Origin of the sequence: Novacetimonas sp. GS1 (assembly GCF_036686925.1) — a bacterium.
GTDB lineage: Bacteria > Pseudomonadota > Alphaproteobacteria > Acetobacterales > Acetobacteraceae > Novacetimonas > Novacetimonas hansenii.
The window spans coordinates 3,143,363-3,162,368 of sequence record NZ_VSZP01000001.1 but is presented as its reverse complement, the minus strand read 5'-3'; the positions used below and the strand labels follow the sequence as shown (position 1 = coordinate 3,162,368).

The 19,006-nt window shown below is 62.3% G+C and carries 18 protein-coding genes; 9 read left to right on the top strand and 9 right to left on the bottom strand.

What is annotated here, in order from left to right; all coding sequences use genetic code 11:
• Window positions 1-43: 43 nt before the first annotated feature.
• Genes FYB92_RS13880 through FYB92_RS13870 form a run of 3 tightly spaced genes read left to right on the top strand, consistent with a single transcriptional unit; the run spans window position 44 to window position 2,957 of the window.
• Window positions 44-1,168, top strand: a complete 1,125-nt coding sequence (locus FYB92_RS13880) for an ABC transporter substrate-binding protein (RefSeq protein ID WP_239016020.1) — start codon at window positions 44-46, stop codon at window positions 1,166-1,168.
• A gap of 2 nt (window positions 1,169-1,170) precedes the next feature.
• Entirely contained in the window at window positions 1,171-2,190 is a 1,020-nt protein-coding gene (locus FYB92_RS13875; RefSeq protein ID WP_408902402.1) for a FecCD family ABC transporter permease, read from the top strand.
• Window positions 2,187-2,957 carry an ABC transporter ATP-binding protein gene (locus FYB92_RS13870; protein ID WP_075595940.1) on the top strand — a complete coding sequence of 257 codons (771 nt, stop codon included), beginning with the start codon at window positions 2,187-2,189 and terminating at the stop codon, window positions 2,955-2,957. Before FYB92_RS13875 ends, FYB92_RS13870 begins: the two co-directional genes overlap by 4 nt.
• A gap of 280 nt (window positions 2,958-3,237) precedes the next feature.
• On the opposite strand, the gene FYB92_RS13865 is transcribed toward FYB92_RS13870, so the two are convergent.
• The 3 genes from FYB92_RS13865 to FYB92_RS13855 form a co-directional block, all read right to left on the bottom strand.
• Complete coding sequence (locus FYB92_RS13865) at window positions 3,238-3,570, bottom strand: hypothetical protein (RefSeq protein WP_003617905.1); 333 nt, start codon at window positions 3,568-3,570, stop codon at window positions 3,238-3,240.
• A gap of 150 nt (window positions 3,571-3,720) precedes the next feature.
• The gene (locus FYB92_RS13860) at window positions 3,721-5,583 is read right to left on the bottom strand and encodes a hypothetical protein (protein ID WP_075624238.1); all 1,863 of its coding nucleotides are present in this window, start codon (window positions 5,581-5,583) and stop codon (window positions 3,721-3,723) included.
• Between the two features lie 138 nt (window positions 5,584-5,721).
• Window positions 5,722-6,369, bottom strand: coding sequence for a class I SAM-dependent methyltransferase (locus FYB92_RS13855; protein ID WP_040511512.1), 648 nt, complete (start codon window positions 6,367-6,369; stop codon window positions 5,722-5,724).
• 143 nt (window positions 6,370-6,512) lie between these two features.
• Here FYB92_RS13855 and FYB92_RS13850 point away from each other — a divergent pair, with 143 nt between their 5' ends.
• The 4 genes from FYB92_RS13850 (at window position 6,513) to ftsY (ending at window position 10,058) form a co-directional block, all read left to right on the top strand.
• The gene (locus FYB92_RS13850; protein ID WP_062808617.1) at window positions 6,513-6,914 is read left to right on the top strand and encodes a VOC family protein; all 402 of its coding nucleotides are present in this window, start codon (window positions 6,513-6,515) and stop codon (window positions 6,912-6,914) included.
• A gap of 75 nt (window positions 6,915-6,989) precedes the next feature.
• Window positions 6,990-7,814, top strand: coding sequence for a diaminopimelate epimerase (gene dapF, locus FYB92_RS13845; RefSeq protein WP_332828819.1), 825 nt, complete (start codon window positions 6,990-6,992; stop codon window positions 7,812-7,814).
• Entirely contained in the window at window positions 7,811-9,061 is a 1,251-nt protein-coding gene (gene mtaB, locus FYB92_RS13840) for a tRNA (N(6)-L-threonylcarbamoyladenosine(37)-C(2))-methylthiotransferase MtaB (protein ID WP_003617910.1), read from the top strand. The genes dapF and mtaB overlap by 4 nt, the downstream gene beginning before the upstream one ends.
• 1 nt (window position 9,062) lies before the next feature.
• Complete coding sequence (ftsY, locus tag FYB92_RS13835) at window positions 9,063-10,058, top strand: signal recognition particle-docking protein FtsY (protein ID WP_332828818.1); 996 nt, start codon at window positions 9,063-9,065, stop codon at window positions 10,056-10,058.
• Between the two features lie 8 nt (window positions 10,059-10,066).
• Here ftsY and FYB92_RS13830 read toward each other — a convergent pair whose 3' ends face one another.
• The 4 genes from FYB92_RS13830 to FYB92_RS13815 all read right to left on the bottom strand — a co-directional run bounded on the left by FYB92_RS13830 (window position 10,067) and on the right by FYB92_RS13815 (window position 14,800).
• Entirely contained in the window at window positions 10,067-10,402 is a 336-nt protein-coding gene (locus FYB92_RS13830) for a hypothetical protein (RefSeq protein WP_332828817.1), read from the bottom strand.
• Between the two features lie 138 nt (window positions 10,403-10,540).
• Window positions 10,541-11,764 (bottom strand): phosphoglycerate kinase, encoded by a 1,224-nt coding sequence (locus tag FYB92_RS13825; RefSeq protein WP_281650132.1) that lies wholly within the window; start codon window positions 11,762-11,764, stop codon window positions 10,541-10,543.
• A complete protein-coding gene (gene gap / locus FYB92_RS13820) occupies window positions 11,764-12,786 on the bottom strand; it encodes a type I glyceraldehyde-3-phosphate dehydrogenase (RefSeq protein WP_003617913.1) in 1,023 nt (340 codons plus the stop codon). Before gap ends, FYB92_RS13825 begins: the two co-directional genes overlap by 1 nt.
• A gap of 19 nt (window positions 12,787-12,805) precedes the next feature.
• A complete protein-coding gene (locus tag FYB92_RS13815) occupies window positions 12,806-14,800 on the bottom strand; it encodes a transketolase-like TK C-terminal-containing protein (RefSeq protein ID WP_003617915.1) in 1,995 nt (664 codons plus the stop codon).
• A gap of 504 nt (window positions 14,801-15,304) precedes the next feature.
• Here FYB92_RS13815 and FYB92_RS13810 point away from each other — a divergent pair.
• Window positions 15,305-15,772: a hypothetical protein gene (locus FYB92_RS13810; protein WP_225578858.1), complete on the top strand. Its 468-nt coding sequence runs from the start codon at window positions 15,305-15,307 to the stop codon at window positions 15,770-15,772.
• 252 nt (window positions 15,773-16,024) lie between these two features.
• Complete coding sequence (gene hemA / locus FYB92_RS13805) at window positions 16,025-17,314, top strand: 5-aminolevulinate synthase (RefSeq protein WP_003617918.1); 1,290 nt, start codon at window positions 16,025-16,027, stop codon at window positions 17,312-17,314.
• 297 nt (window positions 17,315-17,611) lie between these two features.
• Here the strand turns inward: hemA and FYB92_RS13800 are convergent, their stop codons facing one another.
• Both FYB92_RS13800 and FYB92_RS13795 read right to left on the bottom strand, forming a co-directional pair.
• The gene (locus FYB92_RS13800) at window positions 17,612-18,190 is read right to left on the bottom strand and encodes a GNAT family N-acetyltransferase (RefSeq protein ID WP_332828816.1); all 579 of its coding nucleotides are present in this window, start codon (window positions 18,188-18,190) and stop codon (window positions 17,612-17,614) included.
• Window positions 18,153-18,947 carry a DsbA family protein gene (locus FYB92_RS13795; RefSeq protein WP_062808623.1) on the bottom strand — a complete coding sequence of 265 codons (795 nt, stop codon included), beginning with the start codon at window positions 18,945-18,947 and terminating at the stop codon, window positions 18,153-18,155. The genes FYB92_RS13800 and FYB92_RS13795 overlap by 38 nt, the downstream gene beginning before the upstream one ends.
• Between the last annotated feature and the right edge of the window lie 59 nt (window positions 18,948-19,006).

Genomic DNA, 19,006 nt, shown 5'->3' with positions numbered 1-19,006 from the left:
TTATGCCATGTGGAGCGATCGCCTCTGGCCGGGGATGTATCCGATGGGATATATCGGGATCATCAGGTTACAGGGGGCGGGCATGCGGTATCCACGGACATGGGGCATGGGTGTGATCGGCGCGATGATGCTGTCGGCATCTTTCGTTATGGCGCCCATCGGGCATGCGGCAGGGGATGGCATCACCCATGGTGTGGCCGACATGACGGGGCAGGTGCAGCAGGTGCCTGCGCGGCCCGGACATATCGCGGATCTTTGGTTTGCGCATAACGAACTGACCATCATGCTCGGCGCGGCGGACAGGATTGCGGTTACGGTGGACCGGCCCGATACCCGGCCGTGGATGTTCCTTGTCGCGCCTGCACTCTATCATGCCATCGGGGTCAATGGCCCGGCGGTCAACGCCGAAAGCCTGCTGAAGGCCGGGGTGGATGTCGCCTTTGTCCCCAACGGTTCGGCCACGGCGGCGGCCCTGCGTGCGGTGGGGATTCCGGTGCTGGTGGCCGGGTTCACCGATGCCGCAAGCCTGCGTCGCTCGCTGGAGATGACAGCACAGGTGATCGGCACACGGCAGGCGCAGGAGGTAACGCGCGCCTATGAAACATTGCTTGACGGGGTGGTCCACGATACCCGCGCGCGCACCGACGCATTGGCCCCGGATGCACGGCCGCGCGTGGTGCATATCCAGTCCCTGCATCCGCTGCGTGTGGACGGGGCGCATACGATCATTGACGAATGGCTGTCGATCGCGGGGGCGCGGAATGCGGCGGACGGGGTGGATGGCAATATGAAGCCCATTTCGGTCGAGCAGTTGGCCGCATGGAATCCTGATGTCATCATCCTTGGCCCTGATGCCGGGACCTTTGACCCGATGGCTGATGGCGGCGTGTGGCGCAATATCACCGCCGTGCGCACGGGACATGTGATCCATAACCCGGCGGGCGTGTTCCCGTGGGACCGGTACGGCAGCGAATTCCCGTTGCAGGTCGCATGGGCGGCGCAGGTGCTGCATCCTGACCTGTTCCCGGCCACCGACATGGTGGAACGGACCTGTGCGTTCTATCGCACCTTCTTTCATTACGACCTTGATGTCACGCAGGCGCGGCGGATACTGGCCGGGCTGCCCCCTGCCGGGGCGACGAAGGGCGGGGGGGCCTCCCCCCGTTGATCCTGCGTATGATGGGGCGTTCTGCCGGATGGCTGGTGTTCGGCGGACTTGTGCTATGCCTCCTTGTCTCTGCCTGCCTTGGGCGTTACGCGATTGCGCCGGGTGTGATCGCCCGTTTTGTGGTGACGGCCATGGGCGGGCAGGCATTGCCGCAGGCGCAATATGACATGGTGCATGCGATCCTGATGGGCGCGCGCCTGCCGCGGATCGGGGCGGCGGTGTGCGTGGGGGCTGCTTTGTCGGTCTCTGGCGCGACATATCAGGCGGTATTCCGTAACCCGCTGGTTTCCCCCGGCCTGCTGGGCGTGCTGGCGGGGGCGGGGTTTGGCGCCGCGCTGGGGATTGTCAATGGCATGGGCACGACGGGCGTACAGGCGCTGTCGTTTGCGGGCGGTATCCTTGCCGTATCGTTCGGGGTGGGGGTCGCGCGCATGTTCGATGCGGCCTCCCTGCTGATGCTGGTATTTGGCGGGTTGATCAGTTCCGCCCTGTTCACCGCGCTGATGTCCATGCTGAAATATGTTGCCGACCCGCAGCAGCAGTTGCCCGACATCGTGTTCTGGCTGCTGGGCAGCCTGACGCAGGTTGATGTGCTGCGGCTGGAGGTCATGGCGGTCCCGGTCTTGCTGGGGATTGTGGTTCTGTCGGCCTGCGGGCGGATGCTTGATGCATTGGCAATGGGCGATGAAGAGGCGCGTACCCTTGGCGTGCCGGTTACGGCATTGCGTTATGGCACGATCGGTATTGCAACAGGGCTTTCGGCGCTGACGGTGTCGGCGGTGGGAATGATTGGCTGGATCGGGCTGATCATCCCGCACGTGGCGCGCCTGCTGGCGGGGCCGTGCAATGCGCGTGTCATTCCGCTGAGCGCCGGGCTGGGCGCGATTTTCCTGCTGGTATGTGATGACCTCGCACGATGTCTGTCGGCCGAGGAAATCCCCGTCGGGCTGCTGACGGACCTTCTTGGCGTCGTGGTGTTCATTTCCGTGCTGCGCCTGTTGCGGCGGGGGGGGCGGTTATGAAGGGGACGGTGCTGGATGTGCGTCGTGTCGGGCTGCGCCGTAATGGGCGATGTGTGCTGGATGACGTATCACTGTCGATCGTGGCGGGGCGGATGACCGGGCTTCTGGGGCCGAACGGGGCGGGGAAAAGCACGTTGCTGCGTGTGCTGCTGGGGGTGTTGCGGCCGGATGCGGGGCAGGTCCTGCTGGATGGGCGCGACCTGTCGCAATGGCACCGGCGCGAGGTCGCGCACCGGATCGCCTATGTCCCGCAGGGGCATATATCGCTGTTTCCCTATACCGTGCGTGACGTGGTGGCGCTGGGGCGGGTGTCCTATACACCCTTTGCGCGGAAGGTCGGGGCAGAGGACGCGGCCATCGTGGCGGATGCGCTGGTGCGGCTGTCGATCAGCCACCTGGCGGCACGGTCCTATACCGACCTGTCAGGCGGCGAACGCCAGGCCGTGCTGATCGCGCGTGCGCTGGCGCAGGGGGGGCGGATACTGGTGTTGGATGAACCAGAAACCGGCCTTGATTATGGGCAGCAGCAGCGGCTGTATGCATTGCTGCGCGAACTGGCGGATGATGGATATGCAATTGTTGCGACAACACATGACCCCGTGCGGGCCGCTGTTGCGTTTGACCATGCACTCCTGTTGCGGTGCGGGCGGGTGATGCGTGACGGCCCGGCCGCACAGGTGCTGGATGCGCAGGGGATCGCACGGCTGTATGCGCGCGGACCTGATGACGAATGCACAGGGGCAGCATCACCAGAAGAAATATCATGACCTTACAAAAGACTTGCAGGACGTTGCCTTGGCAGGCTGTTTGCAAAGTCAGGATCTATAACATGCTGAAATTATAAAGTTTTTTGGTGAAGCTTTTTCTAAAAAGCTTCAGAAGACGCCGCCTTTTTGGAAAAAGGCGGCACCCAGAAACTTTTCTTGTCTTCAAACAATCTTTCTTATGACCTGAAACAGGCAACGCCTTTTGGGGCATTCTGAAAAAAAAGCTGATGTCACGGCCCCGGCTGTTTGCAGACAGCCTTTGGATGTTTTCGAAATCGTCCTAACGGGTGGGTGTGGCCGGGACATTATCGACGCGGATCGCCTTGCCCGTGCTGTCGTAATAGACGATGGCCCCGCCATGGCGTTCGGCATAGCCATCGGGCGTGCCATGCTGCGTCCAGAACAGCAGCCGGTTGACGTCGGGCTGTTCCTTTACCTTGTCACCGGGGGGGATGAAGCGGTACTGGCTGTAATCCATATGCAGGCGTGGCAGCGGCGGGTGACGCGAAAGCTGGTGCATGGACTGGTGGCGTTTGAAATCGGCCTCGTCCTCATCTTCCTGCGCCATGGCGGGAATGGATGACAGAAGAAGCGGGAGAAGCCCAAGGGCCACGCATCCGGCAATCCTCCAGTGTCGTTGCTTTACCGGCATATGCGTCGCGCCCTTTCGCCTTATCCACACAGGAGGGGGCAACATCCCCCTTTTTCGATGCGGGTGCAAGGCGCAGGCGTCATGGCCTGTGTGGTGGCGATCCGCAGGGGATTACTGGAATGGCAGATAGCGGAAATCAAAGAAGATCTCGCTCATGCTCGTGGTGGGGGCCCCCCCGATTCCGCCCCATGTATGCACGCGCGAATAGGCAAGCTGCGTGCCTGCCTGCACGGTGCCATACTTGCCCTTGATGAAGCGGTACCATGCCCCGATCGTGAATTCCTCCACCGATTTTATGCTTGCGGTGCAGGCTGACGACCCTTCGGTCCAGCACCCGCTATTGTCGGAGAGCGGGTTGCCATAGCCATAGGCGGTGCCATCGGAATCGAAATATCCGCGTCCCGAACGCTGCATCCCGAAATAGCCATAGACGTCGACCAGGCGGTTGGGATGGGCGATCACGCCCGCCGTCGCCTGCGCGCTGCTAAGCAGGTCGGGCGCGCCATTGGCCTTCAGCGTGGCATCAGGCAGCAGGACGGAGCCATAACGCCCGATCCCCTTGCCCGCCAGTCCGGCCAGCCGTATTTCGAGCGTGTGCGGGATGACCGGCAGGATCATCGACCCGCCGCCGCCCCATGCGATGGCGGTATGGTTCTGTCCCTCGCCACCGATGACCGAACGGTCATGCGGGAAATGGACGATACCTTCCATTTCATAATGGCCCCATGACGGGTCGCCTGCGATCTTTGCGATGATGTCGGGGGCGATTTCGTTGGAATAGTTCGTGCTGGATCCCGTCAGCCCGACGCCGTTCGATCCCACCTTGGCATAGTTGCCGCTGCCGGGGAGGGCATATTCGCCATTGTCGCTATAGGCTGAAAAACCGGTGGTGTCATAGATCGTGGCCGGGTTTTCGATCGACAGACCCGCCCACAGCCGGTGTTCGAGGAAATCCTTGACCAGGCGCACCTGCCACTGCCGCGTCCATGTCTGCCCCGCAAGGATGGAGGATTCGATGGTTTCGGGCAGGCTTTCCTGTCGCGGTATGATGCCGACGCGATCCGGGGTCAGCATCGTCCATGCCTGTCCGATCAGGAAGTGCCAGTTGGTCTTGGCATCATCCAGCGTCAGGTACGCCTGACGCAGGCGCGGGACGTAGGAATTGCTTTCATAAGGATTGGTTGTTTCCGCACTGGCGCCAAAGTCGCTTTCTACAAATCCCGCCACCGTCACGTGCGTGCCCAGCGGCGCGCGCGCCATGAGGGAGAAGCGGGTATAGCGCGCATCGCCGTTGAAATTGTCGGTGTGGAAGTTCGAACTGTTGCGGAAGGGAATGTTTGCCCACGAATTGAAGATGCCCGAGGCAACATGGCGGTTTTCCTCCAACGCGGCGGCGTCGAAGAAACCACCAAGGATGATGGATACCGCCCCGGCATGGAAGACCTTGCTGCCCAGTGCACCGGCAGACTGCGCGCCGACGGTTTCACGGGTATGGGGGCCGACATTGTTGTTGGCCATATGGGAAATCAGATCCTCGTCACGATGGGCGACGACGGATTCGAATGTCGGGGTGTCAAGGAACGACCCGTTCGGATTGTCGGAATGCCCCCCGATATGCGGCGCGCCCATGCCCGGCGGTGTGCGTTCACCCATGGCGGTGATACGCCCCTCATGCGGGGTCCAGCCACCGCGCACATGCCCTGCGCTGCCCGATACCTGCAGGGAATGTTCCCCCGTGCCCGTGCCGGTACCGGCATGGGCGCGATGCTGTGCGATCTGCTTGCGCATCATCGTCAGGTCGCGTTGCAGTTCCATCTGCTGTTGCTGGATGCGTTCCATCTGTCGCTCCATGATATCGAGCGATTCCGGGTCATCATCGGCCCATGTGGCGGATACGGGCACCATGACAGAGCACAGCAGCAGGGCGGCCGACAGACGGTGCCAGCCAGCGCGACGGGGGGGGAAATTCCGCATATATTACCAGTGGGCCTCGGACTACGGGTCAAGACTATTCTGTGTCAAAACATTTCCCAGCGTCGGCGTAAATGATAATTTCTTTTAAGAAGGATATTTTTACCTTCTGCAATATTCGGCCCATGCCACGTGGGGCCGTCATGCCGCGCCTTCGTCCCGGCGCGCCGTCACGCCATAGACCGTGTCGTGCCAGACGGCATCGTTGGGCGGTGGGGTGACGCTGCCGGTATCGGTATGGGCAAAGCCTGCGCGCTGCATCACGATACGCACCAGACGCTGGCGTTCCTCCGTTTCAATCGCCTGCCATAATGCCACGGCTTTTTGCGGTACAAAACCATTGCCGTAGGTAACGAGTACCAGCCCCCCGGGTTGCAGCACACGGGCAATTTCACGAAACAGCGCGACAGGATGGCGCAGGTAGGGCACGACATCGCACAGGCACACGGCGTCAAGCGATTCATCGGCCAGGGGCAGTTCGGTCGTGTCATTGAGGTCCTGCACGATCCGTTGTGTCAGGCGCCCGTTGGCGTCAAGTGCCGGGGCATCCACCCCGATGCCGATCACGGCGTCAAAGGCGACATTATCTGGCAGGTGGCTGTCACTTCCGGCCATCAGGTCAAGGATGCGTCCCCCTTCGGGCAGCATGGTGCGGTACAACGCCGTGACGGCCGTGCATGCCCCGGGGTCCAGCATCGGGCCGGAGGGACGTGCGGACCAGAAAACGGTGTCGGAGTCGTGCGACGCGCTGAGGAAGGCGCCAGGATGAAAGCCGTGCAGATCGTTCATGAATGTGCCAGATGCGACGGGGTGGGACGAAACGGCCGGTCGCCTGCACGTTTCGCCATGCGCGAAAAGACGCCACGGCATGTTGAGAATGCCGCCGGTTGCCGCCATTTACGACAGATTGAACCAAAGGAGAAACCGCAGACATGGCCCGAATGATCCATTCCATGATCCGCGTGCGTGACGCAGCCGCCAGCGAGGCGTTCTATGACCTTGCCTTTGGCCTGCGGCCAGTGGACCGGCTTGTGTTCGATACGTTCACGCTTATCTACCTTGCGAATGCGGAGCAGACGTTTGAACTCGAACTGACGCTTAACCATGATCGTGACCATCCGTATGACCTTGGTGACGGATATGGCCATCTTGCGGTGTCGGTTGCGGATGTGGACGCGGAACATGCGCGCCTGTCCGCCGCCGGGCTGTCGCCGCAACCGGTGAAGGACATGTCATGCGGGGCACGGTTCGTGGGGCGGTTTTTCTTTATTACCGATCCTGATGGATACCGGATCGAGGTTCTGCAACGTGGCGCGCCGGGGCGTTTCCTGTAAAAACGCGTCAGCGGGCGACTCGCACAGGGGCGGGCATTTCGCGGCCGGGACGATGTTGGCGTATATAGGGCACAGATGAAGACCAGCTTTTACAAGATGCATGGCCTGGGGAACGATTTCGTCATCATGGACGAACGTGCCAGCCGCCTTGACCTGACGCACGCGCGCATCGCCGCCCTGTCGGATCGTCAGCGCGGCATTGGCTGTGACCAGTTCGTGGTGCTGCGCCCCGCCTGCCGTGATGGTGCGGATGTGTTCGTACGCTTTTTTAATGCCGATGGCACGGAATCCGGGGCGTGTGGCAATGCCTCGCGCTGTGTCGCGGCCCTGATCGGGGATGAACGCGGGACGATGGCCCCCGTGTTGCAGACGCGCGCGGGCCTGTTGCCAACCCGGATTGCCGGTGATGGCGTCATTACCGTCGATATGGGCCCCCCCGCGCTGGACTGGCGCGATATCCCCCTCGTGCGGGAGGTCGATACCCTGCATCTGCCATTGTGGGGGGACCCGGCCGCGGCATCTATGGGCAACCCGCATGCCACCGTGTTCCTTGATGTGGGGGATACGACCGACCCGCGCGTGCGTGGGCCGGCAATGGAATGCGACCCGCTGTTTCCCGAACGGGCCAATATCGGCTTTGCGCAGGTGCGCGCGCGCGATGACATGCGGCTGCGGGTATGGGAACGTGGCGCGGGCCTGACACTGGCATGTGGGTCCGGTGCGTGTGCCGCCGTGGTCAATGCCGTGCGGCGTGGGCTGGTCGGGCGTACATGCGTTGTGGAAATGGATGGCGGCGTGCTGTCGGTGACGTGGCGTGAAAGCGATGGCCATGTCCTGATGAGTGGTCCCGCCGTGATGAGTTTCGAAGGCACTGTGGCGCTGGATACCTATCCCCGATGAAAAAGCCTGAAATCCTGACATTTGGCTGTCGGCTCAATACCTACGAAAGCGAGGTGATGCGCACCCATGCCGCCGGGCTGGACAATGTCGTGATCGTCAACACCTGCGCGGTCACGGCGGAGGCCGAGCGCCAGGCCCGTCAGGCGGTGCGTCGCGCCCATCGTGACCGTCCCGACGCGCGCATCGTCGTGACGGGGTGTGCGGCACAGATCGACCCTGACCGCTGGGCTGCGCTGCCTGGTGTCACACGGGTGCTGGGCAATCGCGAAAAACTGGCCGCCGAAAGCTGGAGTGAAGCCGCGTTGTCGCAGGGCAATGCGGTATCCGACATCATGGCCGCCCGTGAAAGCGCGCCGCATCTGGTGACGGAGTTCGCAGGCCGCACCCGCGCCTTTGTGGAGGTGCAGCAGGGGTGTGACCACCGCTGCACCTTCTGCATCATTCCCTTCGGCCGGGGGCCGTCACGTTCCGTTCCCGTCGGCGTGGTGGTTGAACAGGTGCGCGCGCTTGTCGCCTCGGGCTATCGCGAGGTGGTGATGACCGGGGTGGATATCACATCATGGGGTGGGGACCTGCCGGGACAGCCCTCGCTGGGGCAGTTGTGCCGCAGGCTGCTGGCCCTGGTGCCCGAACTGGAACGGTTGCGCCTGTCGTCGGTCGACCCGGTGGAGATTGATGACGGGTTGTGGCAACTGCTGGAACATGAACCCCGCTTCATGCCCTATCTGCATCTGTCGTTGCAGGCAGGGTCGGACATGATCCTCAAGCGCATGAAGCGGCGTCACCTGACGCATGATGTCGCCGCCGTCATCGCGCGCGCGCGCGGATTGCGGCCCGATATCGGGATCGGCGCGGATGTGATCGCCGGTTTCCCGACCGAAGACGAAGCGCTGTTCAACGAAACACTGGATTTCATCGCAGGACAGGCGCTGCCTTACCTGCATGTCTTCCCCTATAGCGAGCGGCCCGGAACGCCCGCGGCCCGGATGCCCGCCATTCCCATGGCACAGCGGCGCGAGCGCGCCGCGCGCCTGCGTGCGGTGGGGGCGCAGGCGGCACGTACCTATCACGCGGGATTGCTGGGGCGGCCGTTGCGGGTGCTGATGGAGACGCAGACATCCGGGCATTCCGAGGAATTCGCCCCGGTGCGGCTGGCGGATGGTGTTGCGCCGTCGCAGGCGGGACGGATCGAGACGGTGCGGCCTGTGGCTTTTGACGATAACGGACTGGTGGCGGAATTACCCTGACATGGCTCTTGGCTTTTTCTCACGACTCAAGGCGGGGCTGTCGCGCTCCACACAGAAACTCAGCGGTGGGCTCAGCGCGGTTTTCACCCGACGCAAGCTTGATGATCAGGCGCTGGAGGATCTGGAAGACCTGCTGATCTCTGCCGATCTAGGGCCAAATGTCGCGGCGAAGGTGATCGATTCCTTCCGTTCCTCCAAATTCGGCAAGGAAGTGACGGACGAGGAAGTCCGCACCGCACTGGCGGAAGAAATCGCGAAGATCCTTGACCCTGTCGCCATCCCGTTCGAACCCGATCCCGCGCACAAGCCGCATGTCGTGCTGGTGGTGGGGGTCAACGGCACGGGCAAGACCACGACGATCGGCAAGATGGCCCGTTATTATGGCGAGCAGGGCAAGAAGGTCATGATGGTCGCGGGCGATACGTTCCGTGCCGCCGCCGTGGAACAGTTGCAGGTCTGGGGCGAGCGTGTGGGCGCGCCGGTCATTGCTGGCCCCCCCAATGCCGATGCCGCCGGTCTTGCGTTCGAGGCGCTGAAGAAAGGCAAGGCGGAAGGTGCGGACCTGCTGCTGGTTGATACTGCGGGGCGCCTGCATAACAAGGGCGCGCTGATGGAGGAACTGGCGAAGATCATCCGCGTGATGCGCAAGTTCGATGAAACCGCCCCCCACTCCGTCTTTCTGGTGCTGGATGCCACCACGGGCCAGAATGCGATGGAACAGGTGCGGGTGTTCAAGGAACTGGTGAACGTCACAGGACTGGTGGTGACGAAGCTGGACGGTTCTGCGCGCGGGGGGATTGTCGTGGCGCTGGCCGATGCGTTCGGCCTGCCGGTCCATATGGTCGGTGTGGGCGAACAGGCAGAGGATCTGCGCCCCTTCTCCGCGCAGGCCTTTGCGCAGGGGCTGGTGGGTGACGATATCAAGGTGATCGACCGCGAAACCCCGGCGGACAATGGGGAAAACAAGGAAGGCGCATCACCCGAGGCAGGGCAGTAAAAGGCGTTTTAAAACAATACATTGATAAGTAATGATAAAAACCCTGGTATGTTGCCTTTCCCCAAAGGGGAATGCCGTTCAGGGCTTTTATCATTCAGCAGACTGCTGGCCCTGTCTTTAGCTGCCCCTGTCTTTACAGGCAGCCTTGGAAGAAGTTTCAGGCGAAGATTTTTCCTGAAAAGCTGCGCAGCAAGGCGCATGCCTGAAAATCGCGCCTCCAGAAACTTTGAGACTGTTTGAAAAGTCAGGATCGATAAAACTCTGAAATTATAAAGGTTTTTGGTGAAGCTTTTTCTAAAAAGCTTCAGAAGAGGCCGCCTTTTTGAAAAAAAGGCAGCACCCAAAAATTTTTCTTGTTTTTTATCAATGACTTGTTTTCAAACAATCTCTTTGTCTTTCCCCCACTACGCGTTATGAAAAAAGGGGATCATCCTGCAAAGGATGATCCCCCGTTCCCGTCAGGGCGGTCGTGAAACGACCCTTCAGATCGGCAATGCGCGTTCGAACACGGATTCCAGCGCCATGATGCCCGGCAGGGTCTTGCCCTCCAGCCATTCAAGGAATGCGCCGCCCGCGGTGGAGATATAGGAAATATCCTTCGTTACACCCGCATGGCGCAGGGCGGAGACGGTATCCCCCCCACCGGCGATGCTTTTCAGCCTGCCTTCCTGCGTCAGGCGACCAACTTCCTGCGCCACTGCGTTCGTGCCTGCGTCAAACGGCGCGATTTCGAACGCGCCCAGCGGGCCGTTCCATACCAGCGTTTTCAGCGTCGCGATCTTTGCGCACAGGTCGCGGACGGTCTGCGGACCGACATCAAGGATCATCGCATCGTCGGGAATGGCGTCGATCCCGACAACGCGCGTGGGCACGTTGGCCTTGAATTCAGTCGCGGTTACGGCATCGACCGGCAAGACGACCTCGCACCCTTTTTCCTTGGCCTTCGCCAGGATGGCGCGCGCGGTGTCGTGCATTTCCCCTTCCTGCAGGGAACGCCCGACCTTCACGCCCTGCGCCGCAAGGAACGTATTGGCCATCGCCCCGCCGATAATCAGCACCTGTACCTTTTCAAGCAGGTTGCCGATCAGGTCGAGCTTGGTGGAGATTTTCGCCCCGCCAATGATCGCCCCCACTGGACGTTCGGGATTTTCCAGCGCGATGTTCAGCGCGTTCAATTCCGTCTCCATCAGGCGTCCGGCAAAGGACGGCAGGTGACGGGCCACCCCCTCGGTGGAGGCATGGGCGCGGTGGGCGGCGGAGAACGCGTCATTGACATAGAAATCCGCCAGTGACGCCAGCGATTTGGCAAGGTCTGGGTCGTTGGCTTCCTCGCCAGCATGGAAACGGGTGTTTTCCAGGACCACCACGTCGCCATCCTGCATCGCATCGACGGCGGCCTGCGCCACCGGGCCGATACAGTCATCGGCAAAGGTCACGGGACGGCCCAGCGCATCGCCCAGCGCATCTGCGATCGGGGCAAGCGACATTTCAGGCACGCGCTTGCCCTTGGGGCGGTCGAAATGGCTGACCACAATGACGCGCGCGCCCTTCTGCGCCAGTTCCTGTATGGTCGGCAGCAGGCGCAGCAGGCGGGTGGCGTCGGTAATCTGCCCGCCATTCACCGGAACGTTCAGGTCTGCGCGCAGAAGAACCTTCTTGCCCGCGGGTTGAAGCTGATCCAGCGTCTTGAACGCGACCGTCGCCATTACAGGCTGCCGAACAGGGCGGCTGTGTCGGACATACGGTTGGAGAAGCCCCATTCGTTGTCATACCAGCTGCAGATGCGCACCAGCCTGCCGCCGTCGATGACCGCCGTCTGTGTCGCATCAAAGGTGGAGGATGCAACCGAATGGTTGAAATCCGAACTTACCAGCGGTGCTGTGTTGTAATCGAGGATGCCCTTGAGCGGCGCCTCGCCCGCGGCCTTGCGCACCGCCTCGTTCACTTCCTCGACGGAGGACGGTGCGCGCTGTGGCACGAAATCAAGCGAGACGAGAGAGACGTTGGGCGTCGGCACGCGGATGGCGGTCCCGTCAAGACGTCCCTTCAGGTGCGGCAGCACGAGGCCCACGGCACGGGCTGCCCCGGTGGAGGTCGGGATCATGTTCAGCGCGGCGCCACGCGCGCGGCGCGGGTCCTTGTGCAGGGTATCCACCGTGCGCTGGTCGCCGGTATAGGAATGGATTGTCACCATGTAGCCGCATTCGATGCCGAATGCATCGTCCAGCACCTTGGCCACCGGGGCCAGGCAGTTGGTCGTGCATGATGCGTTGGAAATGACGGTCATGTCGGATGTCAGTACATCCTGGTTGACGCCATAGACGATCGTTGCATCGACGCCCGACGCAGGGGCGGAGACGATGACCTTGCGCGCGCCTGCCTTGATCAGTTGCGCGGCACTTTCCTTGTCGGTGAAGCGACCGGTGCATTCCAGCGCCACATCCACGCCCGTGAACCCGACCTTGGTCGGGTCCGCCTCGGCAGAGACATGGATCGGGGCATAGGTACGGCCATTGGCCGTGATGATGATGCTGTTGCCTTCGACACGGACTTCGGCCGGGAAGCGGCCATGCACGCTGTCATAGGACAGGAGGTGGGCATTTGCCTCGACACTGCCGAGGTCGTTGATGGCGACAGGGACGACATCCGTGCGTCCGCTTTCGATAATCCCGCGCAGGACGAGGCGACCTATGCGACCGAAACCGTTGATCGCGACTTTGACAGCCATTTCTTATTCTCCGTTAAGGTCAGTTCTGTAGTGCAGCGCTTCGGGATGACGTGTCCGGAAAAGGCAGATCCCCGTCATCATGCCGCCGGTTGCCGATGGTCCCGGCAGGGCCGTTGCCGTGTGCGTGGAGGACCTCCAGCGCGCGGGCGACGATATGTTCGGGTTCGATGGTCACGTTACGCACCTGCCGTGTGCCGGCGGTGACGTTTTCACCAAAACCATCAATCCCGATGAATGTTCCTTCCTGTCCCAGCCAGCGTTCCCACCCGAACCCGGATGCGGCCTCCACGCCAATCCGGGGTGCCGTTCCCAGCACCTGTTCACGATAGGATATTTTTTGCGCCGCGAACAGTTCCCAGCATGGCAACGACACCAGGGCCGCGCCAATTCCCTGTTCACATAACAGCAGTTGCGCCGCGCGGGCGGTCGCGACCTCCTGTCCCGTGGCGATCAGCGTGACCTGCCGGGGAAGGGTGGGGGAATCGGCGACCACATATCCACCCCGCGCACACAGGTTCGTCAGTGGGTGCGCATTGGGCATGGAGGCGTCAGCGGCCATGTCGCTGGCCGGGATGAACGGGCACAGCGTCAGCAGGCTTGGGCCGTTGGTCCGTTCAAGGGCGAGTTCCATGCACTCCATCGTCTCGCGCCGGGTGGCGGGGCGGAATACCGCGACGTTTGGCATGGCGCGCAGGCTGGCGAGCTGTTCCACCGGCAGCCAGGCCGGCCCGTCCTCTTCGGGCGACAGGCCCCCATCGGTCAGGAAATAGATGACCTGGCGTTTCATCATGGCGGCAAAGCGCAGGGCGGGACGCATGCGGTCCACGGCGACGAAGGTTGCCGCCCCGCATGGCAGGAACCCGCCATGCAACGCGATCCCGTTCAGCAGTGCGGCCATGCCATGCACCTGTGTGTCGCACCGTGTCGGCAGGGCGGCGGGGCCATGGCCCGTCGTCGCACCGGATGCCAGCCCCAGGCGTGAACGCAGGCACAGTACCTCAGGCAGCAGTTCGCGCAGGATATCAAGGCCACGCCGGGCATAGCTGGTGGTGGGGAGTGCGGGATGGGACACGCGATGCCGCCCCGTGCCCTGCCATGACCGCCGCCAGTCGGTACGCCACAGGGCCGGGCGTTCGCCCGAGATGAGGCGTTCGAAATCTATGCGCTGCCGGTCCTTGGCCAGCCTGCGCAGCCATGACCGGCGCGCGGTGGCGCCACGCCGCGCCGCCGACGCCCACAGGCCGGGATCATCGACGAAAGGTTCCGCCGTTTCCGCATCGGGCGCGGGGGACAGGCATGCGATCAGGCAGGGGCGGTGCGTGCGGATGGAGGATGCGATGGCGGCGGCGATCTGTTCGGGCTGATCGGCTGCGACCTTGCGTACGGACCATCCCGACGCGGCATAGCGGGGCAGGGCGGCTTCGGCCTGTACGCGTTCATGTTCCGACAGGCCAACCAGCACCGTGATGCGATCCAGCCCCATCTGCCCCGCCAGTACCGCCGCCTCCAGCGCCACACCGGTGGACAGTTCGGACCAGCAGCTGACGGCCCATATGCGGTGATTGACCAGCGTACGGCCAAAACGCGCGGCCATGTGCTGTTCCGCCATGGCCATGCCGATGGCGGCACCCAGTCCCTGCCCGCTGGGGCCGAATCCCATGGCGGTTGCGGGGTGGGGGGTATCGTCCATGCGGATCGCCGCCTGTCCCGACAGTGTGACCAGCGCATCGACAAGCGTACGGTAACGGACGGATGACACCACGAAACGGTCACGGTCGAACCATGTGGGACAGGCGGGGTCGAACCTCAGATACCGGCTCCACAGCACGGCGCAGGCATTGGCCATTGCGCAGGCATGGATGACATGGTGGCTGTCGGGTTCGTTTGTGCGGATGATCTGCCGGATGGAGGCTGCGATCCGGCCCGTCTGGTCCAGCGGCGCATCGTCCCCCACCGCCGGGGGCGGGGATTGCGGCATGTTCTGGACGGGGTCGGGAGGAGGGGGCTGTTCCATGCCGTCTGGCCTGATCCACCTGTTGGTTCATGGGGAAGGCGAATGGGCCGCAGGCGGGGGCGGCGTTGTGCCATGCGGGCTCAATGTCCGGGTGATGCCGTATCGGGGCATCGTGAGTGTTCCACGACTACAGGATGAAGCTTCCTGATCGCAAGTCCCGTGAATGCATGCATGGTCACAGGCGTTTGATGGTCTTGGTGCAGCCGGCGTGCCGGTTATGGCCCTGCCCGCGGCATCCGCTGCGGCAGGGCAGGCATGGCGTGCGGTGTCACGATGCGTGCGGAAATGCAGGCCGGGCGACAGGTGGGGAGGGTGGGGAAGGTTTTTTCGCGGTGCGGGGGGCATGGATTTGGTGAAGCCGGCAGGCATCGGGGATTTTGGGTATTTTCATCCGTTGGGTCTTCGTGGCGGTGGGATTTGTGGCGGCGCGCGTAACGCGGGATTTGCAGGGCGATATTTTTCTCCCCTTGCCCCGCGACGTGGATGCTGTATCGCTTGGCGGTCATGCCTGTATCATGCCGCACCGCACTGCCCGTCTGTGTTGTCCTTGCCTCCAGCATGTTCTGGCTTGGGGGGTGTACTCTGGTGGGGCAAAAGACGTTCAACCGCCATGCCGGGGATCCGCCGCGCGTGGTGATCCCGCCGCCGCCGCCGGTGGAGGTCCGCCACGTTCCGCCATTGCTGGAAATCCGGGCAGGCACACCGCCACAGCAGTGGCAGCCCGACCTGAAGACAGCCGTGGCCGAGGCGCTGGCGCGGAAACCCAACGTCCTGTTTACCATCGTCACCGCCATTCCCGATGCCCTGTCCCCTGATGAGCAGGCCTCATTGCTGTCGCGCCTTGTCGCGACCGATGCGCAATCTGTCGCGGCAGAGGTCGTCCATGATGGTGCCGCCCCCGCGCAGATGGAGATGACAGGCATGACAGATCCGGGCGTTGATGCCCCCATGATCCGCCTTTATGTCCGCTAGGACGCGCCGGAAAGTGGATGTTTTTTAAATTTACAAGACCGCCCTGCCATAGTGACCCGGCGGCCGAACGCTTATAAGACAGGATGGAGAGGGAAATACTCCTGCCTTGGGGCGTCGTTGCGTGACATCGCCGTCCCACGCCGTGGGACGCCCGGCCAGATCCGCCGTACATGGCGTGGTGTGGCTGCGTCCGGCGCTGGAATGACGGTTCGGTGCGGGTATGGAGCGAGGTTCGCATGGAAAGGAAGATCAGTGTCCAGTAATCATCCGGACGGCCATCCGTTTTACCGGTACTGCCGCACCGCACTGGTGGATATCCGTACGCAGGGCCGGTATCGCCAGTTCACCCCCCTGGCGCGCGAAGCGGACCGGTATCCCGTGTATGAGCAGGAAAAGGCCCCCGCCACGCCCGCGACCCCCGCGTGCGATCATGACCGCGAGGTCGTGGTGTGGTCATCGAACGATTACCTGGGCATGGGGGTGGAACCCGTTGTGATGGACGCCGCCATTACCGCGATCCGCGAACATGGCGCGGGGGCAGGCGGCACGCGCAACATCGCAGGCACCAGCCCCTTTCACACAGCACTTGAACACGAACTGGCCGACCTGCATGGCAAGGAAGCCGGACTGCTGTTTGTGTCGGGCTACGTCTCCAACCAGGCAAGCCTTCAGACCATCTTGACCAGCATGCCGGGTTGGATCTGTTTTTCCGATCGCCTGAACCATGCTTCGATGATCGCGGGCATCAAGGGCGCGCGCGGTTCGACCACCGTCATCTTTGAACATAACGACCTTGAGGACCTGGAAGCCAGGTTGGCCGCGGCCCCCCCCGAGGCGCCAAAGCTGATCGCGTTCGAAAGCGTCTATTCCATGGATGGCGACATTTCCGACATTGCCGGGATCTGTGCGCTGGCGCGGAAATACAATGCCATGACCTATCTGGACGAGGTCCATGCGGTTGGCCTTTATGGCGCGCAGGGCGGCGGCATTTCTGAACGCGATGGTGTGGCGGACCAGGTGGACATTATCGAAGGCACCCTTGCCAAAGGGTTCGGCGTCCATGGGGGCTATATCACCGCGTCGAGCGACGTTGTCGAATATCTGCGCCTTGCTGCATCCGGCTTTATCTTTACCACCGCGTTGCCACCTGCCGTGGTTGCCGCCGCGCTGACCAGCGTGCGGCAGGTGCGCAAGGATGCATGGCGTCGTGAAAGGATGTTCGAACGGGTCAACGCCTTCCGCGCGCGCCTGCGTAAGGCCGGGATCCCCTTTACCATGACACCCAGCCATATCGTCCCCATTCCCGTGGGTGATGCGCAGCGCTGTCGTGACCTCAGTGACCGGTTGCTTGATGAATACGGGCTGTATGCCACGCCCATCAATTATCCTACTGTTCCACGCGGGACCGAACGGCTTCGTCTGACGCCCGGGCCATTCCACACGGACGAGATGATGGACCAGATGGTCGAGGCACTGTCACGTTTGATGCGGATCAACGCACCGGTGGAGACCACGCAGAAGGTGGCTGAGCCGGTGAAGTGATGGCTTGGGGAGGAAAGGGACATGTCGCCTTTCCTCCCTGAAGATAAGCAGAGTGCCTGAAAACAGATCATCGATAAAAACAGGAAAAGTTTTTGGGTGCTGCCTTTTGATCGAAAAAGGCGGCGTCTTCTGAAGCTTTTTGGAAAAAAGCTTCACCAAAAACCTTTATGATTTCAGGATGTTATTTGTCCTGACTTTTTGAACAGCCTCTAAAAACTCTGGTGTGCGGTCGTTCCCGGAAAAGGGGGCGCCAGAAACTTCTATTGTTTTTATCCGCAGGGTGTTCTCAGGCTGTTTCTATCCCTTTTCCGCCGCGCGCCAGCGCATCGCGCAACGCGATCCCGGCGGAAGGCCATGTGCCTCTTCTTGCGCCAGTAATTCCGCAAGCCAGAGGGCGGGGGATGTCAGTTCCTCGAACCCCATCGCGCGATAGAACGGCGCATTCCACGCGACATCATGAAAAGTCGTCAGTGTCAGGCCGCCCGGCATGTGCGTTTGCTGTACCCTGAGCATCGCGGCATGCAGCAGCGCGCGTCCCATGCCCTGTCCCTGCATGTCCTGACGGACCGAAAATTCAAGGATATGCAGGCAGTCATGCCGTATGCCTGCGCTTAGAAAACCGGCAATCGCGCCATCGGTGTCTTCTGCAACCCAGCATGTGCCTGCCGCGATGCAGGGCAAATGTGCCTCTGCTGGCATGACATCCCCCGTTGCCAGCCATGCCAGCGCTGGAATGCTGGCGAAGCGTTGCGCGGCCGAACGTTCCGTTGCGGGCAGGGCCGCTGCATCTGTGGGGCGGCCCGCGCGAATGACCGGGCCGCCCTGTGGGATCGTGGGGTCAGCGGGTATGGGCGATGGCTTTCTTGAGTTCATCATAATCCACCGCGCCGGGAATGATCTGACGGGCGTTGAAAACAAAGGTTGGCGTTCCATCCAGACCAATGCCGTGGGCAAGTTCCATGTTCGCCTGCAATACGGCGGTGACTTTCTCGCCGTTCATTTCCTTGGCGATCTGGTCGGCATCAAGTCCGCACTGTTTCGCCAGCGCGCGCATGCGATCAACGGTAGGATGTTCCGAATCCGTCATGATCGCGTGCTGCATCTTGAAATACGCGGCCTGTCCGCCCTGCTGGAATGCGGCAACCAGGGCCTGTGATGCAATCAGGCTGCCCTGTCCCAGGACAGGAACGACTTTTTCAATGATGCGGACACTTTTGTCTTCCGCCACGATCCGGTCCAGATCGGCCAGCACCTTGCGGCAGTAGGGGCAGCGCGGGTCATAGAATTCAACCACGGTTGTCGTGGCCTGCGCATTGCCAAGGATCGCGTCCGACGCCACCGGGTTGAGCAGTTGCGCGCGATGCGTGGCCAACGCCCCCTGCGCCGAGGCCTGAGCCTGGTTGGCGGCATTCTGCCGCAGTGCGGTGATCGCATCGGTCAGGATGGACGGATCGGTCTTCAGCGCATCGCGCACGATTTCCACGATCGCCTTGCGCTGTGCCGGGGTGAAGGTGTCGCTGGCGCTTTGTGCGGATGCCACGGTCGGGACATACAGCCCCCCCGTCAGGAGGGCCGCTGCCATGGTGGCGGGCAACAGGCGGCGCAATCGGTAGGTGCGGCGAGAAAAGGGCACGGGCGGCCTCCGTCAATCGGGTCAGGATGGGGTATGTAAAGGATGCAGGAGGGTAAGGA